15 protein-coding genes and 1 pseudogene are annotated in these 22,479 nt (G+C 68.1%); 8 read left to right on the forward strand and 8 right to left on the reverse strand.

Annotated features, from left to right (window positions below; genetic code table 11):
- The first annotated feature begins 168 nt into the window (after nt 1-168).
- From DEO45_RS01685 to DEO45_RS01695, 3 genes are all read left to right on the forward strand, one after another.
- A complete protein-coding gene (locus DEO45_RS01685; protein WP_223250743.1) occupies nt 169-1,437 on the forward strand; it encodes an MFS transporter in 1,269 nt (422 codons plus the stop codon).
- A gap of 19 nt (nt 1,438-1,456) precedes the next feature.
- A complete protein-coding gene (locus DEO45_RS01690) occupies nt 1,457-1,642 on the forward strand; it encodes a hypothetical protein (protein WP_114340597.1) in 186 nt (61 codons plus the stop codon).
- A gap of 94 nt (nt 1,643-1,736) precedes the next feature.
- Complete coding sequence (locus DEO45_RS01695) at nt 1,737-3,122, forward strand: sigma-54-dependent transcriptional regulator (protein ID WP_114340598.1); 1,386 nt, start codon at nt 1,737-1,739, stop codon at nt 3,120-3,122.
- Between the two features lie 152 nt (nt 3,123-3,274).
- Here the strand turns inward: DEO45_RS01695 and DEO45_RS01700 are convergent, their stop codons facing one another.
- The 6 genes from DEO45_RS01700 to DEO45_RS01725 form a co-directional block, all read right to left on the reverse strand.
- Complete coding sequence (locus tag DEO45_RS01700; RefSeq protein ID WP_114340599.1) at nt 3,275-4,540, reverse strand: ABC transporter permease; 1,266 nt, start codon at nt 4,538-4,540, stop codon at nt 3,275-3,277.
- Nucleotides 4,537-5,868, reverse strand: coding sequence for an ABC transporter permease (locus DEO45_RS01705; protein WP_114340600.1), 1,332 nt, complete (start codon nt 5,866-5,868; stop codon nt 4,537-4,539). The genes DEO45_RS01700 and DEO45_RS01705 overlap by 4 nt, the downstream gene beginning before the upstream one ends.
- 34 nt (nt 5,869-5,902) lie before the next feature.
- Nucleotides 5,903-7,465, reverse strand: a complete 1,563-nt coding sequence (locus tag DEO45_RS01710) for a response regulator (RefSeq protein ID WP_189339650.1) — start codon at nt 7,463-7,465, stop codon at nt 5,903-5,905.
- Between the two features lie 89 nt (nt 7,466-7,554).
- Nucleotides 7,555-8,001: a response regulator gene (locus DEO45_RS01715; protein ID WP_114340602.1), complete on the reverse strand. Its 447-nt coding sequence runs from the start codon at nt 7,999-8,001 to the stop codon at nt 7,555-7,557.
- Nucleotides 7,998-9,788, reverse strand: coding sequence for a sensor histidine kinase (locus DEO45_RS01720; RefSeq protein WP_114340603.1), 1,791 nt, complete (start codon nt 9,786-9,788; stop codon nt 7,998-8,000). The genes DEO45_RS01715 and DEO45_RS01720 overlap by 4 nt, the downstream gene beginning before the upstream one ends.
- 94 nt (nt 9,789-9,882) lie before the next feature.
- Nucleotides 9,883-12,225 carry a GH92 family glycosyl hydrolase gene (locus tag DEO45_RS01725; RefSeq protein ID WP_114340604.1) on the reverse strand — a complete coding sequence of 781 codons (2,343 nt, stop codon included), beginning with the start codon at nt 12,223-12,225 and terminating at the stop codon, nt 9,883-9,885.
- A gap of 127 nt (nt 12,226-12,352) precedes the next feature.
- Here DEO45_RS01725 and DEO45_RS01730 point away from each other — a divergent pair, with 127 nt between their 5' ends.
- The 5 genes from DEO45_RS01730 (at nt 12,353) to DEO45_RS01750 (ending at nt 18,955) form a co-directional block, all read left to right on the forward strand.
- Complete coding sequence (locus DEO45_RS01730; protein ID WP_114340605.1) at nt 12,353-13,405, forward strand: LacI family DNA-binding transcriptional regulator; 1,053 nt, start codon at nt 12,353-12,355, stop codon at nt 13,403-13,405.
- 94 nt (nt 13,406-13,499) lie between these two features.
- Entirely contained in the window at nt 13,500-14,756 is a 1,257-nt protein-coding gene (locus DEO45_RS01735; RefSeq protein ID WP_189339660.1) for a sugar MFS transporter, read from the forward strand.
- A gap of 2 nt (nt 14,757-14,758) precedes the next feature.
- Nucleotides 14,759-15,739, forward strand: a complete 981-nt coding sequence (locus DEO45_RS01740; protein ID WP_114340607.1) for a carbohydrate kinase family protein — start codon at nt 14,759-14,761, stop codon at nt 15,737-15,739.
- Nucleotides 15,736-16,947: an AGE family epimerase/isomerase gene (locus tag DEO45_RS01745; RefSeq protein ID WP_114340608.1), complete on the forward strand. Its 1,212-nt coding sequence runs from the start codon at nt 15,736-15,738 to the stop codon at nt 16,945-16,947. Before DEO45_RS01740 ends, DEO45_RS01745 begins: the two co-directional genes overlap by 4 nt.
- Before the next feature lie 25 nt (nt 16,948-16,972).
- Nucleotides 16,973-18,955, forward strand: coding sequence for a M1 family aminopeptidase (locus DEO45_RS01750; protein ID WP_114340609.1), 1,983 nt, complete (start codon nt 16,973-16,975; stop codon nt 18,953-18,955).
- Between the two features lie 133 nt (nt 18,956-19,088).
- On the opposite strand, the pseudogene ligD reads toward DEO45_RS01750, so the two are convergent.
- Nucleotides 19,089-19,943 (reverse strand): annotated as a pseudogene (ligD, locus tag DEO45_RS01755) (non-homologous end-joining DNA ligase); the annotation flags it as partial.
- An 81-nt stretch (nt 19,944-20,024) separates the two neighbouring features.
- The gene (locus DEO45_RS01760; RefSeq protein ID WP_428992417.1) at nt 20,025-22,148 is read right to left on the reverse strand and encodes a TonB-dependent receptor family protein; all 2,124 of its coding nucleotides are present in this window, start codon (nt 22,146-22,148) and stop codon (nt 20,025-20,027) included.
- Between the last annotated feature and the right edge of the window lie 331 nt (nt 22,149-22,479).

Consider the following 22,479-nt stretch of genomic DNA (forward strand, 5'->3'; position numbering starts at 1 on the left):
CCAAGAGCGGCCCGGACCGCGGTTTTCCCCTGGCGCGGGTGTCGGAGACACCCTGCCAATGCGGGCCACGGACAGGGCGAACACGTGCGCCGGAGCTGGCGCGTCGATGAGGCCGGGATGGCCTTTGCAGCAACCTGTTGATGCCGATGTCGTACCGCCGGGGGTGACATGAACCGAATCCGCATGATCGTCGCGCTGGCACTGATCTACATGATCTTCGCGATCCTGCTCAACAGCGTCGGCACGGTGATCCTGCAGTCGATCGCCACGTTCGGCATCGACAAGCCCGCGGCCAGCGCGCTGGAACGCTACAAGGACCTCACGATCGCGTTCACCTCGTTCCTGGTCGCCTCGTTCCTGCCGCTGTTCGGCTACCGGCGCTCGATGATGCTGGCGCTGGCCATCGTCGGCGGCGCCTGCCTGCTGATGCCGCTCTACCCCAGCTTCCTGACCACGCGGCTGCTGTTCGCCTGCGTGGGCTTCTCGTTCGCGCTGGCCAAGGTCGGCGTGTATTCCTCGATCGGCCTGCTCACCGCCGACCGCACCGCCCACTCACGCCTGACCAATACCATCGAGGGCCTGTTCATGGTCGGCGTGCTCGCCGGCAACTGGATCTTCAGCGCCTACATCGACCCGGCGAACCCGGGCGACCCGGTGTGGTTCAACGTGTACTGGCTGCTCGCCGGCGCGTGCGCGCTGACGATCGCCTTGCTGGCCACCAGCCAGCTGGACGAAGACGCCGCGCATGCGCACGGGCACAACAACTCCTTCACCGACGCGATCATGGAGATGCTGCGCCTGTTCGTGCGCCCACTGGTCTACGTGTTCCTCGCCTCCGCCTTCCTGTACGTGCTGATCGAGCAGAGCTTCGGCACCTGGCTGCCCACCTTCAACAACGAGATCCTGAAGCTGCCGAATGCGATGAGCATCCAGTTCGCCAGCATCCTCGCCGGGATGACCGCGCTGGGCCGCATCGGCGCCGGCGTCGTGCTGAAGCGGGTGCGCTGGTACACGCTGCTCAATGCGTGCGTGCTCGGCATGGGCGTGCTGGTGGTCGTGGTGCTGCCGCTGGCGCGTGGCGTGGTGGCGCGGCCGGACGTCGGCTGGTTCGATGCGCCGCTCGCGGCGTACCTGATCCCGCTGCTCGGCCTGCTGATGGCGCCGATCTACCCGGTGATCAACTCGGTGGCGCTGAGTTCGCTGCCCAAGCCGATGCACGCGGCGATGACCGGGCTGATCGTGGTGTTCTCCGCGCTCGGTGGCACGCTGGGCTCGTACATCACGGCCCGGGTGTTCGCCAGCTTCGACGGCATCCACGCGTTCTATTTCTCGCTGCTGCCGATGACGCTGATCCTGGCCACCCTGTTCCTGTTCAAGCGCGAGACCGACCGCGCCGGCGTCGATGCCTCGGCGGCAACCCGGCTTGCCGCGAAATAGGTCGCCGCCCAGAGCGATCATGAAACCCCGCAATGCCCGCCTCGCCGGCGTGCTTCTGATCGTCGCCGCGACCGCGCACGGGCAGACCGAGCCCGGTTTCCTGCTGACCGCCACCGCCGGCGACCACACGGACACCACGGCCGGATGGCCAGGCCGGACGGTACCCGCAAGACGTCCGGACCGCGCCCGCCGCACGCCGCGGTAGCGGGCTTCGGGGAGCCGGCTGCGACATTGGTAGTCTTTGCCCCGCAGCGCGGGCCCGGGTATTCTCTGCTGCATCGTTTGCCACGCGCCGTGCCATGAACCCACAGACCGTCCTGGTCATCGACGACGAACGCGACATCCGCGAACTGCTGACCATCACGCTGGGACGGATGGATCTGCAGGTCGATGCCGTCGGCACCGTCGCCGAGGCACGCCGCGCACTGGCCGAACGCAGCTACGACCTGTGCTTCACCGACATGCGGCTGCCCGACGGCACCGGCCACGAGATCATCGAACTGATCGCCGCGAGCCATCCGGACATGCCGGTGGCGATGATCACCGCCTACGGCAACGTCGACGCCGCGGTGAACGCGCTGAAGGCCGGTGCATTCGACTTCGTCTCCAAGCCAGTCGACATCCAGATGCTGCGCGGGCTGGTGCGCACCGCATTGCGCCTGGCCGAGGAAAAGCGCACTGGTGCCGCCGCCGCGAAGACCGGCGAATCCGGCGATCGGCTGATCGGCAGCTCGGCGGCGATGCAGCAGGTGCGCGCCACCATCGCCAAGCTGGCGCGCAACCAGGCGCCGGTCTACATCGCCGGCGAATCCGGCGTGGGCAAGGAACTGGTGGCCCGGCTGATCCACGAGCAGGGCCCGCGCGCCAGCGGGCCGTTCGTGCCGGTCAATTGCGGCGCGATCCCGTCGGAGCTGATGGAAAGCGAGTTCTTCGGCCATCGCAAGGGCAGCTTCACCGGCGCCAGCACCGACAAGGAAGGCCTGTTCCAGGCCGCCCAGGGCGGCACGCTGTTCCTCGACGAGGTGGCCGAGCTGCCGCTGCACATGCAGGTGAAGCTGCTGCGCGCAATCCAGGAAAAGGCAGTGCGCCCGATCGGCGGCCGCGACGAGATCCCGGTCGACGTGCGCATCCTGTCCGCCACCCACAAGAACCTCGGCCAGCTGGTCGAACAGGGCCAGTTCCGCCAGGACCTGTTCTACCGCATCAACGTGATCGAGCTGCGCGTGCCGCCGCTGCGCGAGCGCCGCGGCGACGTGCCGCAGCTGTCCGCGTTCATCCTCAAGGCGCTGGCCGGCAAGAGCGGCGAAAGCGTCGGCCAGCTGTCGCCGTCCGCGCGCGATGCGCTGGAAGCCTACGACTTCCCCGGCAACGTGCGCGAGCTGGAGAACATCCTCGAACGCGCGATGGCGATGTGCGACGGCAGCACCATCGAGGCGGCCGACCTGATGCTGCCGCAGCGCAGCGCGCGCACTGGCGCCGATACGCCGGCCGCCGGCGTCGCCGCGGTGGCACCGCCGCCGGCGAGCGCTAACGGCGGCCTCGACGACTACATCAGCAACCTCGAGCGCACCGCCATCGTCAAGGCGCTGGAAGAATCGCGGTACAACAAGACCGCGGCCGCCCGCAAACTCGGCATCACCTTCCGCGCGCTGCGCTACAAGCTGAAGAAGCTCGGCATCGACTGAGGCCGCTGCGGGACAGGCGATGCCGCCTTTCTACCGATCCGGATGTCGCCACGCCTGCGGGCCAGTTTTGTAGGGCGGGCACTGCCCGCCGATCTTTGGCTGGACGCGTAGCACAAGCTGGCGGGCACTGCCCGCCCTACAAACTCATCAGCTCACACCGAGCGCGTCGCCTCCACCGGCGGCACCGCGGCGGCGCGCCGGGCTGGACCGAGCACGGCCAGCTGGCCGAGCAGCCACAGCAACACCGCGCCGACTGCGAGCACCCATAACGGCATCCGCGGCAGTTCGTAGTGCGTCATCAACGACAAGTTCGCAGCCACGCCGAGTGCCACGCCCAGCACCACGCCGAAGCCGACGATCAGCGCGTTCTCCGTCTGGAAATAACTCAGGATGTCGCCGCGCGTTGCGCCCAGCGCACGTCGCACGCCGATCGAGCGGCGCCGCTGACCGACCCAGAAGCTGCTCAGTCCCACGATGCCGCCGGCGGTCGCCAGCAGCAGCAAGGCGCACATCGCGCCCATCATGATCGCCACGCCGCGATCGGTGGCGTAGGCCTTCGCGCGTGCCTGCGCCAGCGTGACCACGCCGTCTTCCGGGCTGATCAGGCGCATGCGGTTCTGCGCGAGCAGGGCGGCCGGTGCCGACTGCAGCAACGCGACCAGTTGGCCAGGTTGCGCACGCACCAGATAGACCACCCCGCCGGCATAGGCCGCCCCGTCGTCGGCGCTGGCGTAGCGCGCCGGCACCAGCACCGTGTCCTCATCGATCGATCGCGTGCTGCTGCCCGCGTAACTGCCTTGCAGCCGATCGACCACGCCGATGATCGTGCTCGGGCCGTCGTCCCTGAGGTAGACGCGCTGGCCCACGGCCGCGCCATCGGGGAAAAGCTTGTGGGCCAGGTCGCGCGTGATGATGATGACCGCCGGCACCACCTTGTCGTAGGGGCCGAGACTGCCGATCTCGTCGGCGCGGAAGTTGCGGCCGGCCACCAGCGCGATGCCGAACGTGTCGATCGCATGCTCGTCGGCAAAATAGGAAAGCGCCAGCTGCAGCTTCTTCTGCTCGACCCGCTGCTTGATGCGCACCAGCCCGCCGCCGCCCTCCTGCATCGGGTAGGCCTGGCTGGCAAACGCATCGCGCACGCCCGGCAACTTGCGCAAGGTCGCCAGGTCGGCCAGCATCTGCGCGTGGATGTGCGGCACGTCCGGCCGGCCGATCCACTGGTTGTTGATGACGAACAAATGCGCCTCGTCGGTGCCGCTTGGGCGCGACAGGTGCACTACCCGCGTCTTGACGATGAACAGCGCGTTGCTGACCACCGCCAGGGTCAGCGCGATCTGCAGCACGATCAGCAGCGTGGCCATCTTGTGCCGGCGCAGCGCGGCAAGGATCGGGCGTATCTGCATCGTCGTGTTCATCCGTTGGACTTCAGCTGCCATGCCGGCTGCACCTGGGCGGCGCGCCAGGTGGGATACAGCGCGGCGATCAAGCTGGCGAGCACCGCTACCAGTACGGTGAGCAGGAACAGTGACGCATCCAGCCGCGCCAGACGGGCAATCTCCGGTTCGAACACCTTGCCGATGCCGGCCATGCCCAGCGCCGTCAGCAGCAATCCCAAAACACCGCCGGCCAACCCGATCGCCGCCGCCTCGGTCAGGAACTGGCGATAGATCGCTCCGCGCGACGCGCCCAGTGCGCGCCGCACGCCGATCTCCGGCGCGCGACGCATGAAGCGGGCCAGCATCAGGCCGATCACGTTGACGAGGCAGATCAGCAGGAAGCTCACCGAAACGATCAGCGACAACGCCGACGATTTCGGTATCACGTTGAAGCTGTCCTGGTGCAGCCACTGCATGACGTCGGACAGGCGCACGTTCGGTGGCCAGCCGAAACGGCCGAGGCGCTGCTGCTCAGCCGCGTAGTTGCGCAACCAGTCACGGTAACGCGCCGCGTCGGCACGCGCGGGCAGTTCCACCCAGGCCACGATCCACGCACATTCGCTGTGCAGGACGCTGTTCCAGTCCGGCAGGTCGGGATCGACCGTATTCGTGCTGCAATAGAACTGGCCCGAGGTGGCTTTCTGCAGATCGATGGCGCGGCTGAACGGGAGATAGAGTTGCCGCGGATGGCCAAAGGCATCGAACGTGCTCATCACGTCGAAGAAGCGCGGGCGTGGCTCCCAGTCGTCCAGCACGCCGACGATGCGATAGACATGCGCGTCCAGGTTGATCTCGCGACCCACGCTGTCGGCGCCGCCGAACAGTTTCTGGTTGAGCGCGCTGCTGATGACGGCCACCGACGCGCGCTGGTCGTCGTCATGGGCCGACCAGCCGCCGCCGTAGCGGAACCGCGCGTCGAACATCGCGAAGAAATCGCTGCTGACCGCATCGCCTTCCTGCGGGGACGGCTGCTGCCGCGCGTCGTCCGGCAGCACGGTCCACTTGCTGCCGTAGATCAGCACCTGACGCCGCGCCTGCCGCGCGTGCAGCAGCGCCACGGCATCGGTGTAGCTGAGCATGATCGGCGGCTCGCCCTTCCAGTTGTGCGCCGGGCCGAAGTTGTCGATCTGCGGCACGAACAGCTGGCCGGATTTCCACGGGATCGGGTCGGCCGCGGCGGCGCGGAACACTGCGAAGGAGACCATGCAGGTGGCCACGCCGCAGCCCATCAGCAGCACCACCAGCGCCGTCAGCGCCTTGCTGCGCCGGCAACTGCGCAGCGCCAGATCGAAGTAATAAGTCAACAAGCCTCCCCCCGAGCGGCCATGCGAAACGGCCGGGCTAACTGCTGTTCCTGGTCGCCCCCAGCGCATTGCGCAGCGCGCGCAGCAGCGCCTGGGTGGTGACCGGTTTGTCGACCACGTACAAATGCTGCAGCGGCGGCAGTTCGTGCAGGTCCGGCGCGGCGCCGGCGCGGGCCAGCAGCACCACCGCGCCGCCGTAGCCCCGTTCGACCAGAGCGGCCAGCGTGCGCACGCCGGTGAAAAGGTTCATGTCCGCGTCCAGCACCACCATGTCGGGCAGGCCGGCAGCCTCGATCCACTGCAGCGCCGCGGTGCCGCTCTGGCTGGCGTGCGCCTGGTAGCCCCAGGCATCCAGCGTATCGGCCAGCAGGGACAGTTGACCGGCCTCCTCCACCACCACCAGCACATTCTCGGCTGAGCCCTCCAGGTTGTCCTGGTCGTCCATCTGCTCGTCGGCGCCAGCCGGTGCCTCCAGCGGGAGGTAAAGATCGAAACGGCTGCCGCGGCCCGGCTCGCTGCCCACCCGCATCACGCCGCCATGGCTGGTGACGATGCGCTTGCACGAGAGCAGGCCGAGCCCGGTACCGGCTTCCTTGGTCGTGAAGAACGGCTCGAACAGGCGCTCCCTCACCGCCGGCTCCATCCCCGGTCCGTCATCGATCACGCTGATGCACAGGTAGCAGCACTGCCGCGATGGTTCGCCTGGCCGGAAGAAGTCTTCCGCCGGCTGGACCCGCGCGGCCTCGACGCGCAGATGGCCACCGCCGGGCATTGCCTGGATCGCGTTCAGGCACAGGTTGAGCAGGCACTGCTGCAGTTCGGTATGGTTGCCTTCGAACGTCAGTTCCGGGTCGTCGATGGCCAGCTCCATCGTCACCGTACGCGGCACGCTGCCCTGCATCAGCAGGTCGAACGCGCTGAACAGCGCACCCAGCCGGACCTGCTCCGCGCGACGCGCGCCCCTGGCGAAGGACAGCATCGAGTGCACCATGTCCAGGCCGCGCTTGCCGCAGTCGCGCACCAGCTTGCCCAGCCGGGCCAGACGCGGATCGTGCTGGTAGTCCTGCAGGCTGTCGCCGACCAGCAGCAGCGGCTGCAGCAGGTTGCGCAGGTCGTGGCTGAGGCCGCCGGCGAGCATCGCCAGGCTCTCGAAACGCTGCGCGCGGATCAGCTCCGCCTCGGCGGCGCGCCTGGCCCGGCGCGCCTCGGCCTCGTCGAGGGCACGCCGCACGGCGCTGGCCAGCCGGGCCGGGTTCTGCTTCAGGATGTAGTCGGTGGCGCCGTTGCGCAGGGCCTCGATCGCCGCCTCCTCGCCCAGCGTGGCGGAAACGAAGATGAACGGCAGGTCTTCGTCGCGCTGGCGCAGCAGTTCCAGCGCATGCTGGCCGGAGAACCCGGGGATGCTGAGGTCCGACAACACGATGTGCGGCTTGAACTCGTCCAGCGCGGTGACGAAATGCGCCTCGTCGTCGACCAGCCGCGCCTCGTAGTCGATCCGGTCGGCATCGAGCTCGGCCAGCACCAGCTCGGCATCGAGCTGGCTGTCCTCGACCTGAAGCACGCGAACGTTTGGCAATGTCTGTCGCTGCCGGTTTGGCATAGGAATTCCCGCGACTGCCCGATTGATCTGCACCTGCCTGCCCGCGAGCCAAGGTAACGCGCGGGCAGGTCCCGTCATGGATTCCGCGTTCAGTCCTGCTCCGGCGCCTGGTTCAACACGGCCCAGAATTGCCCCAGCGTGCGCACCGCATCGAAGAACTGGTCCACGTCGACCGGCTTGATCACGTATGCGTTGGCGCCCAGGTCCCAGCTGCGTGCCAGATCGCTTTCTTCGCGCGAGGACGACAGGATCACCACCGGGATGCGCCGCAGCCTTTCGTCGCCGCGCATCGCGGTCAGCACGTCGAGCCCGTTCATGCGCGGCATCTTGATGTCCAGCAGCACCACCGCCGGATCGCCCGGCTCGCGCGAATCCCACGCGCCGCGGCCGTGGAGGTAGTCCATGCATTCCACGCCGTCTTCCACGTGCACCACCGGGTTGGCCAGATGTGCCTCGTTCAGCGCATCGATCGCCATCTCGGCGTCGGCCACACTGTCTTCCACCAGCAGGATGGTGCGCAGGTCTCTCTTGTTCATGCTCGACTCTCGGTGCGTGCTCCGGACACATCGGTGGCCGGCAGCGAAAAGTGGAAACGGGCGCCCTGCCCCGGCTCGGCCTCGGCCCATACCCGACCGCCGTGGCGGGCCACGATCCGCCGCACATTGGCCAGGCCGATCCCGTTGCCCGGGAATTCCGAGGCGCGATGCAGGCGCTGGAACACGCCGAACAGCTTGTCAGCGTACTGCATGTCGAACCCCGCGCCATTGTCGGCCACGGTGAATACGTAATCGCCGTTGCGCCCTCGCCGCACGCTCACCTCGATCTGCGCCACCTCGCAGTGGCCGGTGTACTTGACCGCATTGCTGAGCAGGTTCTGCCATACCGTGCGCAGCATGTTCTCATCGCCGATCACCATCGGCAACGGCGCGATGCTCCACACGATGCGCCGGTCCTCCACCCCTGTCTCGGCCAGCACGCGCGCTTCCTCGGCCAGCGACTGCATGTCCACTGCCTGCAGCCGCAGCGCGCCGCGGCCGAGCCGGGAGAACACCAGCAGGTCGTCGATCAGCACGGCCATGCGCTGGGCCGAACTGGCGATCACCTCGATGTAGTGGCCGCCCTTTTCGTCCAGGCGGTCGCCGAGGTGCTGCTCCAGCTTGCGTGCGAATCCGGCGATATGGCGCAACGGCGCGCGCAGGTCGTGCGAGACCGAGTAACTGAACGCCTCCAGCTCGCGGTTGACGTCGGAAATCTGGGCTACCTTGCCTTCGAGCTGGTGATTGAGCTCGATGATCTTCTGTTCCGCCAGCGCACGCGTGGTGACATCGCTCACCGTGAGCAACAACGCATGCACGTTGGTGTCCTGCTGCAGGCGTCGCGCATTGATCACCACGTGCCGGTCGACGCCGTCGGCAGTGCGCTGGACCATGTCGTAATCCCACAGCTCGCGGTCCCGCAGCAGCACGTCGCTCAGACGCTGCAGCAGCACGCTGTCGCCCCAGGCGCCGTTGCCGATCTGCGCCAGCGGCACCGCCCGCTGCCGTGGATCGACGCCGTACAGCTCGCCGAATGCGTTGTTCACCAGCAGGCTGTTCAACTCCTCGTCGAACAGCGCGATCGGCTCGCGCACGGACTGGAAGATCATCTGCGAGCGCAGCACCGCGCGGCCCTCGCGGGTCTCGGCCAGCTGGCGCCGGCCGATCTGCCGTTCGGAGGTGATCACGATGATGACCAGCAGCACGAGCTGCGCCAGCGCGGTGACGGCGAGCGCGACATGCCCGTTGAAGGACTGCCGCGCGACTTCGGCCTGGCGCTGCTTCAGCAGATCCTCCTCGTTCCTGGCGATGCCGGCGATCTTGTCGCTCATGCCGAACAGGTCGTCGCCGTCGCGCAGCGATTGCCGCGCGCCGGCCGGGTCGCCGTGCCGCATCCGGTCCAGCGCCCGGTCCATGAAGGCGATGCGGCCGGCGACGCTGCCGCCCAGCGCACCGAGTCCGGCCTGCTGCTCGGCGTTGTCGCGCGTCATCAGGCGCAGTTGCTGCATCAGCTGCGGCGCCTCCTGGCTGGCGCGCGCGGCGCGCTTGCGGGTAGCGTCGCTCTCGTCACCGTCCAGCAGCCGGTAGGTGGCCGCCTCGCTGTCGTGCACGACGTAGGCCACATGGTAGACCAGCGATCTCACCGCGACCGAATGGCCCACCCAGTCCGTGGCGTACTCGGTACTGCGTGCGCTCTCGCGCGTGACGAAGTAGGGCAGGCCGACGATGATCAGCATCGCCAGCAGCAGGCCGGCGGTACGCCAGCGCATGATGCCCCTGGTTTTCATGCCGCTCGCCGCATCGGCAGGTTCGCCCCGGAAGGTCTCCGGGGCATTCTTGCATGATTCATTCACGCCGCGCCCACGGGGCAGCCGGCATCGCTCATCCGCCGTAGCGGCTCATCGCCGTTGGTCGCGCCGCCACCGCGCTGCCCCACTCCCGATTCGGTTCGGCCTGCATGGTGAAATGCAATTCGCCGCCGGCCACGATCTCGCCCTGGCGCAAGTACGTGCGATCCAGCGGCTTGCCGTTGAGGGTCACCGCGCCGACGTACGGATGGGCGTCGTCCAGAGGCGCGGCGCTGACCGTGAACGTGCGGCCGTTAGCGAGGTGGATCGCCGCCTTCGCCACGAACGGCCGGCCGAGCGCGTACTCGTCGCTGGCCGGCGTCACCGGATAGAAGCCGAGCGCGCTGAACACATACCAGGCCGACATCTGGCCGAGGTCGTCGTTGCCGGCGAGGCCGTCCGGGCGCGCGGCGTACTGGCTGTCCATGATCTGCTTCAGCCGTGCTTGCGTCTTCCACGGCGCGCCGGCGTAGTCGTAGAGGTAGGCGATGTGGTGGCTTGGCTCGTTGCCGTGCGCGTACCAGCCGATCAGGCCGGTGATGTCTTCGACATTCTTGAAATGGCTCGGGTCGACCTTCGCCTCGAACAGTGCGTCGAGCTTGGCCACGAATTTCGTATCGCCGCCCATCGCGCCGATCAGCCCGGCGACGTCCTGCGGCACGTACCAGGAATACTGCCAGGCGTTGCCCTCGGTGTAGTCGCTGCCATAGCCGGCGGCTTCCGGGTCGAACGGTTCGCGGAACTTGCCGTCGCTGAGTCGCGCGCGCATGAAGCCGGTCTGCGGATCCCAGGCGTGGCGCCAGTTCCCCGCCCGCTTCGTGAACGTGGCGGCGACGCCGGCCTTGCCCATTGCCTTGGCCATCTGTGCCAGCGACCAGTCGTCGTAGGCGTATTCCAGCGTCTTGGAGGCGGCCTCGGGCTCCTTGTCGATCGGCACGTAGCCGAGCTTCATGTAATCGGCCAGGTCGCCGTACGGGCCGTAGCTGGCGCTGGCCACCATCGCCGCGAGTGCCTTGTCCGCGTCGAAGCCGCGCACGCCCTTGACGTAGGCGTCGGCGATCACCGGCACCGCGTGGTAGCCGATCATGCACCAGGTCTCCAGCCCCTGGTATGCCCACACCGGCAGGATGCCGAACGGGCTGGCCTCGCGCGCGGCGATCAGCGAGCGGACGAAATCGGTGCTGCGCGCGGGGTGCAGCAACGCCATCAGCGGCTGCTGCGCGCGGTAGACGTCCCACAGCGACCAGGTGGAATGGAACTCGAAACCGTCCGCGCGGTGCACCGCATGGTCCGGCCCGCGGTACTCGCCGTTGACGTCCATGCTCAGCGTGGGCGACAGCATGGCGTGGTACAGCGCGGTATAGAACTGCGTCTTCGCAGTCTTCGGCGCCTCCACGTCGATTACCGCCAGCGCCTTGTCCCAGGCCGCGGCCGCCTCGGCGCGGCGGGCGTCGAAATCCCAGCCGGTGCCGTCGTGGTCAAGGTTGGCCACGGCGTTCGCCTCGCTCACCGGCGAGATCGCCACCTTCACTTCCAGCGGCCGCTTCAGCTGGCCGAAGTCGAACGCACCGACCAGCGCGCGGCCGTCCTGCGCATCGCGGTCCTCGGCCTGGTTGCCCGGCCCCTTGAAGCCCTTGTAGGTGATGTCGGTCTCGCGGTTGTACAGCTCGCGCGAGGTCATCGGCTGCGAGAAGCGCATGGCGAAGCACAGCTCGCGACCCGGCGCCCAGCCGCGGGTGGTGCGGCAACCGGTGACGGTGCCGTCGGCATGCACGCGCAGGCTGGCCCACAGCACCTTGCCGGGGTAGTCGTAGATGCTCGGGCGCAGGTCCAGCAGCACGTGCGCGGGCTTGCCGGCCGGAAAGGTGTAGCGGTGCCAGCCGATCCGGCGCCCTGCGGTGAGTTCGGCGCGCACGCCGTAATCGCTCAGCGTCACCGCGTAGTAGCCGGCCTGCACCACCTCGCTGTCGTGCGAGAAGCGCGAGCGGTAGCCGCTGCATGGAGCGGCCGGGTCGCCCGGTTCCAGCCGCACGTCGCCGGCGATCGGCATCACCAGCACGTCGCCCAGGTCCGAATGGCCGGAGCCGGAGAAGTGGGTATGCGAGAACCCCATGATGCTGCTGTCGCCATACTGGTAGCCGGCGGCCCACTTGTAGGCATGCTTGAAGTCGGGCATCGCGGTGTCCGGCGACAGCTGGATCATGCCGAACGGCACCGTGGCGCCGGGAAAGGTGTGGCCGTCGCCGCCCGTGCCGATGCGCGGGTCGACCTCGCCGGCGTGGCCCGCCGCGGCATGCGCGGCGACCGGCGCGAGGGCGGCGGCGCCGAGCGCGGCGGCGAGCAGAAGGGAAAACGGGGCATGCAAGCGGGCGGTCATCTGGGCTACCTTTTGGAACGATCCGGCGGCACGCTAACACCCGTTGGCGGACAAGGCATGTTGCGCCGCGTCGTGCTTAAAAGCGTCGATAAGCTAATTTTGGATCGTTCCAAACCGGTAAAACCGCATGTCCAGCCATATCCCGATCGGGCGCAAGGTCACCCTGAACGACATCGCCGCCGGCTGCGGCGTGTCGCGCGCCACGGTTTCGCTGGTGCTGCGCGGCAGTCCGCTGGTGAACAAGCTCACCCGCGCCCGGGTCGAGGAGGAGCTGCGCCGCCAAGGCTACGTCTACAACCGTGCCGCCGCCAACCTGCGCCGGCGCACCTCGACCAGCATCGCGCTGGTGCTGAACGATCTGGCCAACCCGTTCTTCGCCGAATTCGCCGCCGGCGTGGACGAGGCGCTGGCCGCCGCCGGTTTCGTCACCCTGCTCGGTTGCACCGGCGAATCGCCCGCGCGCGAACAGGCCGTGCTCGGCTCGCTGCTGGAGCACGGCCCGGCCGGGATCATCCTGTCGCCGGCCGAGCACAGCCGCGCAGCGGACGTGCTGGCCGCGGTCGGCCGGCGGGCGCCGCTGCTGCTGTTCAACCGCGAGCTGGGCGGCGCGCTGCCCGAATTCGCGCACTGGGACCAGCTGATGCTGGACAACCAGCATGGCGCCCGCCTGGCCACCGAACACCTGCTCGAGCGCGGCCACCGGCGCATAGCGTTCTTCGGCGGCCACCACGATTCCAGCTCGTGCCGGCAGCGCCACGCCGGCTACGCCGAGGCGATGCGCGGCGCCGGGTTGCGCACCGAACCGCACTGGCGCATCGAATGCGCGCCGACCCGGCTGGACGCCGCCCACCACACCCCGGCCCTGTTTGCCGGCGCGTTCGCCCCCACCGCCGCAGTCTGCTACAACGACGCGGTCGCGCTGGGGCTGATGCTCGGCCTCAACCAGCGCGGGCTGCGTCCTGGCCATGACTTCGCGCTGACCGGTTTCGACGATATCGCCGAGGCCGCGCTCGGAATGCCGCCGCTGACCACCCTGTCGGCCGCGCCGCGCGAGCGCGGCGGGCAGGCGGCGGAGCTGGTGCTTGAACGCCTGCAGCAACCGCAGGCCGCCAGCCGGCAAACCGTGGCACCGGTACGACTGATCGTCCGCGAAAGCAGCTGCCCGCCACCCATCACCTGACCACCAAACCCCGGGGAACCCCATGGCCTTCGCCCAACCAACGTCAACCGCGCCCGGCACCCCCGCACGCGGCGAGCACTACACCGACTTCCCGATGGCGATGGGCGTGCTCTCCGTCATTTTCTTCATGTGGGGCTTCCTGACCTGCCTCAACGACATCCTGATCCCGCACCTGAAGTCGATCTTCCAGCTCAGCTACGCGCAGGTGATGCTGGTGCAGTTCACCTTCTTCGGCGCGTACTTCCTGATGGCGCTGCCGGCCGGCCGGCTGGTCGCCGCACTGGGCTACAAGAAGGGCATCGTGGCCGGGCTGGCGATCGCCAGCGTCGGCGCGCTGGGCTTCTGGCCGGCCGCGGGGCTGCATCTGTACCCGGCCTTCCTCGGCGCGCTGTTCGTGCTGGCCACCGGCATCACCGTGCTGCAGGTGGCGGCCAATCCCTACGTGGCCCTGCTTGGCCCGGAGCGCACCAGCTCCAGCCGGCTGACCCTGGCGCAGGCGCTGAACTCGTTCGGCACCTTCCTGGCGCCATGGTTCGGCGGCCTGCTGATCCTGTCCAATGTGGTGAAAAGCCCGGGCGAACTGGCTGCGCTGGAACCGGCGCAACGCCTGCTCTACGACACCCAGCAGGCGCAGGCGGTGCAGGGACCGTACATCGGCCTGGCCGTGGTGCTGTTCCTGTTGGCGGTGTTCGTGTGGCTGTTCCGCCTGCCGGCGCTGAGCGAGGCCACCGACAAGGGTGATCATGCGCGCCACGGCTTCGCCGAGGTTCTTCGCCATCCGCACGTGCTGTTCGGCGTGCTCGGCATCTTCTTCTACGTCGGCGCGGAAGTGTCGATCGGCAGCTTCATGGTCAACTACCTGTCGATGCCCGAGATCGGGCACCTGAGCGAGCAGCAGGCCGCCGGCTACGTCTCATGGTACTGGGGCGGCGCGATGATCGGCCGCTTCGTCGGCTCGGCGCTGATGGCGAAGTTCTCGCCGCGCAAGCTGCTGGCCGCGTTCGCCGCGATCAACGCACTGCTGGTGCTGACCACCATGTCGAGCAGTGGTGCGCTGGCGATGTACAGCATCATCGCGATCGGCCTGTTCAACTCGATCATGTTCCCCACCATCTTCGCACTCGGCATCGAGCGGCTGGGCCCGATGACCAGCAAGGCCTCCAGCCTGCTGATCATGGCCATCGTGGGCGGTGCGATCGTGCCGTTCGTGCAGGGCGTGTTCGCCGACCGGATCGGCCTGCAGCATGCGTTCTTCCTGCCGCTGCTGTGCTACCTGTACATCGTGTTCTATGGCCTGCGCGGTTCGCGCATCCGCAGCGCCCCGGCGCCGGATGCCGGCGGAAGCCGCTGAGCATGGCCATGCGATCCATCCTGTGCTTCGGCGAGGCGCTGATCGACCTGCACGCCGACGGTCTCGACACGCGCGGCTTTGCCGCCCGCTTCGTGCCGTTCGCCGGCGGTGCGCCGGCCAACGTGGCAGTGGCCGCGGCGCGGCTGGGCGGGCAGGCACGCTTTGCCGGCATGCTCGCATGCGACCGCTTCGGCGACTTCCTGCTCGACAGCCTGCAGCAGGCCGGCGTCGGCACCGACGACGTGGTGCGCACCGACGCGGCGAACAGCGCGCTCGCGTTTGTCACGCTGGATGCCCACGGCGAACGCAGCTTCAGCTTCTACCGCAACGACACGGCGGACCTGCGCTTCCGGCCGGCCGACTTTCGCGCGGAGGCGTTCCGCGACCTCGCCGTGTTCCACGTCTGCTCCAACAGCATGACCGACCCGGCGCTGGCCACGACCACCCGCGAAGGCATGCAGCGCGCGCACGGTGCCGGCGCGCTGGTCAGCTTCGACGTCAACCTGCGGCCGGCGTTGTGGCCAGCCGATGCCGATCCACGCCCGTTGCTGTGGCCGGCGCTGCATCTGGCCGACGTGGTGAAGCTGAGCGCCGAGGAGTTCGCCTGGCTGGCAGTCGACGGGGAACAGGTCGCGCTGGACCGGCTGTGGCTGGGGCGTACACGGCTGGTGGTGGTGACCGACGGCGCGCAGCCGCTGCGCTGGTTCCATCCCGAGGCGGAAGGCGAGCTGCCGTGTTATCCGGTCGCGGTGGTCGACAGCACCGCCGCCGGCGACGCCTTCGTGGGCGGCCTGCTGTGCTGCCTGGCCGAGCTGGAAGCCGCCCCCGACCGGCTCGACCGCCTGGTCGCCGCCCTGCCGCGCCTGCACGCCATGCTCCGCTTCGCCGCCGCCTGCGGCGCACTCACCGTGACCCGCCAGGGCTCGTTCGCCGCGATGCCGCGTGGCGACGAGGTACTCGCTTTCATGGAGCACCAGGCATGAACACCACCCCCGACTTCCGCTCGCCGACCTTCCTGCGCGAGCACATTGCCCAGACGATGGCGTTCTACCATCCCCGCGCGATCGACCCGGCAGGCGGCTTCTTCCACTATTTCAGGGACGACGGCACGATCTACGACCGCAGCCACCGGCACCTGGTCAGCAGTACCCGCTTCGTCTTCAACTACGCGATGGCGGCGATCGAATTCGACCGTGCGGATTATCTCGAAGCGGCGCGCCATGGACTGCGCTACCTGCGCGAGGTGCATCGCGACCCGTATACCGGCGGCTATGCCTGGACGATCCGCGACGAGCAGCCGGAAGATCGCACCAACCATGCCTACGGCGTGGCCTTCGTGCTGCTCGCCTACGCCAGCGCGGTGAAGGCCGGCATCGGCGAGGCCGCCGCCTGGATGGACGAAACCTGGGACCTGCTGGAGCAGCGTTTCTGGGACGCCGACGCCGGGCTGTACCGCGACGAGGCGGACGCAAACTGGCAGTTCAGCGGCTACCGCGGGCAGAACGCGAACATGCACATGTGCGAGGCGATGCTGGCCGCGTACCAGGCCAGCGACGAGCCGCGCTACCTGGAACGGGCGCTCACCCTCGCCGACCATATGACCCGCCGCCAGGCGGCCCAGGGCGGCGGGCTGGTGTGGGAACACTACGACGCCGGCTGGCGCATCGACTGGGACTACCACCGCGACGACCCGAAGCACCTGTTCCGCCCATGGGGCTTCCAGCCGGGCCACCAGACCGAGTGGGCCAAGCTGCTGCTGATCCTGGAACCGCTGCTGCTGGAGCGCGGCCGCGAGGAAAACTGGCTGCTGCCCACCGCGATGCACCTGTTCGACACCGCGCTGGCGCGCGCCTGGGACGACGATTACGGCGGTCTCTGCTACGGCTTCGCGCCGGACGGCAGCGTCTGCGACGACGACAAGTACTTCTGGGTGCAGGCCGAATCGCTGGCCGCCGCCGCGCTGCTGCATGCGCGCACCGGCCTGGCCAGGTATGACGACTGGTACGGCAGGCTGTGGGCTTACGCCTGGCAGCATTTCGTCGACCACCGCTACGGTGCCTGGTATCGCATCCTCACCCGCGACAACCGCAAGCTCAGCGACGCGAAAAGTCCGGCCGGCAAGACCGACTACCACACCATGGGCGCCTGCCACGAAGTGCTGGCGCTGCTGCGCGCCGGTGGCCGCCCGTGATCCGCCACCTTTCCCAAGGCATCGCATGAAGAAGCCCGCGCTGTTCCTCGCCATCACGACCACCATGTTGCTGGCGGCACCCGCGTTCGCCGACGACGCGGCCTCGCGCTACGATCCGTTGCAGACCTTCGCGCCGTACAGCTACCCGCAGCCAGCCACGGCCTATCGGTCCGCCAGCGGCAAACCCGGTCCGCTGTTCTGGCAGAACCGCGCCGACTACAGGATCGAGGCCACGCTCGATCCGGCCACGCGCCGGCTCAGCGGCAGCGAGGTGATCAGCTATACCAACCACAGCCCCGACGCGCTCGACGTGCTGTGGCTGCAGCTCGACCAGAACCGCTACCGCCGCGATGCCCGCGGCGCGTTCACCAGCAAGTTCCCCACCGAGTTCACCGACGGCTACCGGATCGCTGCGGTGGAAGTGGAAGATGCGCACGGTGGCAGGCAACCGGTGAAATGGGTGGTTTCCGACACGCGCATGCAGGTGCAGCTGCCCGCGGCGCTGAAGGGCAACGGCGGCAGCCTGCGCCTGCACGTTGCCTGGAGCTACACCCTGCCCGGCGAGTTCGGCGGCCGCACCGACGTCAACCCCAGCAAGAACGGCGAGATCTTCGAGATCGCGCAGTGGTACCCGCGCATGGCCGTCTACGACGACCTGCGCGGGTGGGACACCGCGCCCTACCTCAACAGCGAGTTCTATCTCGAATACGGCGATTTCGACTACGCAATCACCGTGCCGTGGGACATGATCGTGGCCGGCTCCGGCGAGCTGGTGAACCCCGGCGAGGTGCTGACGAAGACCGAGCAGCAGCGGCTGGAGCAGGCCCGCCACAGCGACGCCACCGTGATGATCCGCACCGCGGAGGAAGTCACCCAGCCGTCCAGCCGTCCGCAGCCCCGTGATCCAAAAAAGCCGGGCACGCTGACCTGGCACTTCCGCATGCAGAACACCCGCGACGTGGCGTTCGGCGCCTCGAAGGCGTTCGTTTGGGACGCCGCGCGGATCAACCTGCCCGAGGGCAGGACCGCGCTGGCGATGTCGGTCTACCCCGCCGAAAGCGGCGGCAACGACGCCTGGGGCCGCGCCACCGAATACCTCAAGGCGTCGACCGAATACTTCTCGAAGCAGTGGTATCCGTACCCGTGGCCGGTGGCGATCAACGAAGCCGGCACCGTCGGCGGCATGGAGTATCCCGGCATCACCTTCGACCACAAGCTGGCCAAGGGCAGGATTCTGCATATGGTGATCGCGCACGAGATCGGGCACAGCTGGTTCCCGATGATCGTGGGCAGCAACGAGCGCCGCGACGCCTGGATGGACGAAGGCTTCAACACCTTCATCGACGTCTACGAGGCGGACGCCTTCAACCACGGCGAGTATGCGCCCAAGCGCGACAGCGAATACGCGCCAGGCAAGGGCAACCCTGCCGACGAGATCGCCGCGGTGCTCGCCGACCCCACTGCGCCCACCCTGCTCAACGGCGCCGACATGACGCCGGAGAAGTACCGCCACCCGATCAGCTACTTCAAGGGCGCGTTCGGCCTGGTACTGCTGCGCGAGCAGATCATCGGGCCGGAGCGCTTCGACCCCGCGTTCCGCCGCTACATCGCCACCTGGGCGTACAAGCACCCCAGCCCCTCGGACTTCTTCCGCTTCATGGAAAACGAGACCGGCGAGGACCTCGGCTGGTTCTGGCGCGGCTGGTACCAGCACAATTGGACGTTCGACATGGCGGTGCAGAAAGTCGCACCGATCGACGGCAACTGGAGCCACGGCGCCGAAGTCACCGTGGCCAATCTCGACCGGCTGGTGCTGCCGGCCACGCTGCAGGTGGTCTACGACGACGGCAGCAAGCAGGACATCCGCGTGCCGGTGGAAACCTGGCAGGAGCACCGCAGCTACGTGGTGCGCGTGGCGGGCACGCGCAAGGTGGTCTCGGCTACCATCGACCCGGCGCATGTGCTGCCGGACGCGCAGCGCGCGAACAACACGCTGCAGGTGAAGTAGAACATCCTCGTCTCTCGCAAGCTGCAGAGAAGTTTCGCAGGGCGGGCACCGCCCGCCGCTCTTCGTCGAGGCCCAAGGCAAAGCCGGCGGACAGTGCCCGCCCTGCTAAAGCTGCGAGGCAGGGGGAGCTCGCCTACGGCTTCGGCAATGATTGCCGTAACGTGGCCACGCCCTCCCACGGATCGCGCTTCAACGCCGCCGCCCGCCTCAGCGCCTTGCGCATGTCGAACGCCGCACCACTCTCCACCCGCGCCAGTTCCTCCCAGCGCAACGGCATCGCCACCGGCGCGCCGGCGCGGGCCCGCAGCGACCAGTTGCACACGCTGGTGGCGCCGCGGGTGTTACGCAGCCAGTCGATGAAGATGCGGCCCTTGCGCCGGGCCTTGCTCGCAGTGGCGATGTAATCCTGCGGATACCGCGCCGCCATCGCCTCCGCAAGCGCCTCGCAGAAACGCTTCGCCGCCTCCCAGTCCGGCCCGCGGCGGAACGGCACCACCACGTGCAGGCCCTTGCCGCCGCTGGTGCGCACGAAGCCCTGCAAGCCGGTTTCCCGCAGCCGTGCACGGATCCTGCGCGCCGCCAGCACCACCGCCGGCCACGGCACGCCCGGCGCCGGATCGAGATCGAACACCAGGCGATCAGGGGCATCGGGCCGGTCCACCTGCGCGCCCCACGGATGGAACTCCAGCGTATTCATCTGCACCAGATCGAGCACGCCGGCTAGGTCGCGCACGTACAGGTAGTCATCGACGACGCCATCCTTCTCGCGCAGCGAGATCGCCTGCACATGCTCTCCCAGCGCGTTCGCGTGATGCTTCTGAAAAAAGCAGCCCGCACCCACCCCGTCCGGGCAACGCAGCAGCGACAGCGGCCGGTTCGCCAGCTCCGGCAGCATCCAGCGCGCCACCGCGGCGTAATACGCGGCCACGTCGCCCTTGCTGATCCCGCTACCTGGATAGACCACGCGCGCGGCGTGGGTAATCGCCACCGCGGGAGTCGAACCGGATTCGTTCATCTCCTGGTCCTGCCAACCGACACGCGTCAAGATGTCGATGGTAGACCTGCCGCGCTAGAAAACCAGCCGTGCGCCCAGCATCCAGGTACGGCCCGGGCCCGGCTCGAAATAGCGCCCATTGCTGTCGTTGACGATCACCGAGCCGATGTAGCGGCGGTTGCCCAGATTGTCCACGCGGGCGCTGAGCTGCAGTCGCGTGCTTGCAGCCAGCGCGAAGGTGTAGCTGGCATCCATGCCAATCAGGCCGTAACCGGCAGCCTGCTGGGTGGCGGTGTCGTTGACGGTGACCGAACCCACGCCCGTCAGGTCCAGGCTTTCGTGCCAGCCGAGATCGCTGCCGTGCTGGATTCGCAGCGAACCGTAGTTTTCGGGCACGCCCGGGATCCGGGTGCCCGCTGCCACCGGCATGGTGACCATCGTGCACGGTGTGCTGCGACAGGCGAGGAACGCACTGCGGAAGCGCGCCTGCAGATGGGTGAAACCGGCGCTGACCTGCCAGCTGTCCGCCAGTTGGCCGGTCAACGAGAACTCGACGCCCTGGCGCCGCGTGTCGCCTACGTTCTGGTAGGTGGACCGGCCGCTCTCGCTCGTCCTGACCGCCAGTTCGTCACGCGTATCCGAACCGAACGCCGCGGCATCGAACTCCAGCGCACGCGTGATCTGCCACTTCGCGCCCAATTCCAGATGGCGACTGAGTGCCGGCCGCAGGTTGAAGGCCAGGCCAGGCAATCCATCGCTGCGGTAGCCGAGTTCGTTGAAGCTCGGCGTTTCGAAACCCTTGCCGTAGCTGATATAGAACCGCAGATCGTGGCCGGGCCGGAATTCCAGCCCGGCCACCGGCGTGGTGGCGGCGTAGCTCACGCCGCCGCTGTCGTCCGGATTGATCGCCGTGATGTGCAAATCGCGTGCGCTGAAGCGCACGTCGTCATGCCGTGCGCCGAGCAGCAGCGACCACTGTTCGGCGAAGTGCCAGTACCACTGCGCGTACTCATCGACACTGTCGACGTTGTCGTCCTCGTTTCGTCGCAGTGCGCCGATCACCCCGAGCGTGTTGCCGATGAAGTTGTTGTAGCCACGGCGGTGCTGCCGTTGCCCGTCGATGCTTGCGCCCAGCACGAATTCGACATCGCGGCCGGCCAACTGGCCGGTATGGGTCCAGCGCGTGTCGAGGCCGCCATAGTCGGTATCCAGCGCCACCACGCCGCCCGGCGAAAGCGGACTGCGCTCGACACCCACCGGAATCGACTGGTATTGCAGGATGCTGCGCTGGCCGAAGTAGCCCATCGCGCGCCATTGATCCCCGCTGTCCAGCCGCTGCTCGTAGATGGCGCCAAGCTGATTCTGCAGGATGCTCTTGCGGGTGTTGTACTGGGTGGCCGCCGAGGCGACCTGTCGCGGATCGGCATCGACCTGCTCGCGGGTGAGCCCGAGCGCATCCTGGGATATCGGCTGATTCAGGCGATTCGCCACGATGGTGAGTTTCTTCCCGTCGCCCAGGTCCATGCCGAACCTGGCATTGTCCGATTCGCGACGCACCCGGCTGTGCGGCCGATAGCCCCCGGAAAGAAATTCCGATCCGGCGATGTTGTAGTCGACCGGCCCCAGGGTGCCGCGCGTGTCGACACTGTATCGGAACGCGTCGTTGCTGCCGGCGTTCATGCCCAGGGTGGTCACCGGCGTCGGCGTACCCTCCGCGCTCCACAACTGCACCACGCCGCCGGCAGCATTGCCGTAGAGCACCGAGAACGGGCCACGCAGTACTTCCACCCGATCGGCCGAATCGAGATTGAAGTGCGAGACCTGGCCCTGCCCATCCGGCAACGTCGCCGGGATGCCGTCGACATACAGGCGGATGCTGCGCACGCCGAACGTCGCGCGCGAGCCGAAGCCGCGTATCGAGATCTGCGCGTCCTGCGCATAGTTCTGCCGGTCACGCGCGAGGATGCCCGGCACGCCGACCAGCGCCTCGGAAAGATTCACGCCCGGCTGGCCCGCCGCGGCCGGCGCCACCTGCACCACGCTGAGCGCGGCGGGAAGATCGAAAGGGGGAATGTCCAGGCGAACGGCATGGACCTGCACTGCGGGCAACGACGTGGGCGCCGAACGGGCGGGATCAACCCTCGCCGGCACAGGCTCCTGGGCGGCAAGCCGTTGCTGGGCGAGTCCCAGGCAAAGCAGGACCGCGACGACCGGCCAACGCACTCCAGCTCCACCAGCGCGGACACGGCCGAACAAACCGCCACCGGGCGCGGAGCCACCTCCGGGCGAAGCCGACGCGACGAAGGCCGGGGTGGAACAGTCGAAGACACGCGGGCACATGCCGCCAGTGTGTCACGAAGCTCCGACGGCCAAGGCATGTCACGAACGCGTCACGCCGTTACGCCCAATATGGCGGTCGGCCGGCTACGATTTCCGGTGTTGCCGGAAGCGTTGGGGGTGGGGCGGGGAAACCAGCAGAATGCCCGACGGCCGCTCTCCCACCGGCTCCCGTGCAGATCGTTCTTGGCCG

It is taken from the genome of Rhodanobacter denitrificans (assembly GCF_003335105.1).
Lineage (GTDB): Bacteria > Pseudomonadota > Gammaproteobacteria > Xanthomonadales > Rhodanobacteraceae > Rhodanobacter > Rhodanobacter denitrificans_A.

Bases quoted from the DNA above. Each gene is read 5' to 3' on its own strand.
- DEO45_RS01740 (WP_114340607.1), top strand. From the start codon at position 14,759: ATGGCCATGCGATCCATCCTGTGCTTCGGCGAGGCGCTGATCGACCTG.
- DEO45_RS01690 (WP_114340597.1), top strand. From the start codon at position 1,457: ATGAAACCCCGCAATGCCCGCCTCGCCGGCGTGCTTCTGATCGTCGCC.
- DEO45_RS01735 (WP_189339660.1), top strand. From the start codon at position 13,500: ATGGCGATGGGCGTGCTCTCCGTCATTTTCTTCATGTGGGGCTTCCTG.
- DEO45_RS01685 (WP_223250743.1), top strand. From the start codon at position 169: ATGAACCGAATCCGCATGATCGTCGCGCTGGCACTGATCTACATGATC.
- DEO45_RS01715 (WP_114340602.1), bottom strand. From the start codon at position 8,001: ATGAACAAGAGAGACCTGCGCACCATCCTGCTGGTGGAAGACAGTGTG.
- DEO45_RS01750 (WP_114340609.1), top strand. From the start codon at position 16,973: ATGAAGAAGCCCGCGCTGTTCCTCGCCATCACGACCACCATGTTGCTG.
- DEO45_RS01710 (WP_189339650.1), bottom strand. From the start codon at position 7,465: ATGCCAAACCGGCAGCGACAGACATTGCCAAACGTTCGCGTGCTTCAG.
- DEO45_RS01695 (WP_114340598.1), top strand. From the start codon at position 1,737: ATGAACCCACAGACCGTCCTGGTCATCGACGACGAACGCGACATCCGC.
- DEO45_RS01745 (WP_114340608.1), top strand. From the start codon at position 15,736: ATGAACACCACCCCCGACTTCCGCTCGCCGACCTTCCTGCGCGAGCAC.
- DEO45_RS01700 (WP_114340599.1), bottom strand. From the start codon at position 4,540: ATGAACACGACGATGCAGATACGCCCGATCCTTGCCGCGCTGCGCCGG.
- DEO45_RS01730 (WP_114340605.1), top strand. From the start codon at position 12,353: ATGTCCAGCCATATCCCGATCGGGCGCAAGGTCACCCTGAACGACATC.
- DEO45_RS01725 (WP_114340604.1), bottom strand. From the start codon at position 12,225: ATGACCGCCCGCTTGCATGCCCCGTTTTCCCTTCTGCTCGCCGCCGCG.
- DEO45_RS01720 (WP_114340603.1), bottom strand. From the start codon at position 9,788: ATGAAAACCAGGGGCATCATGCGCTGGCGTACCGCCGGCCTGCTGCTG.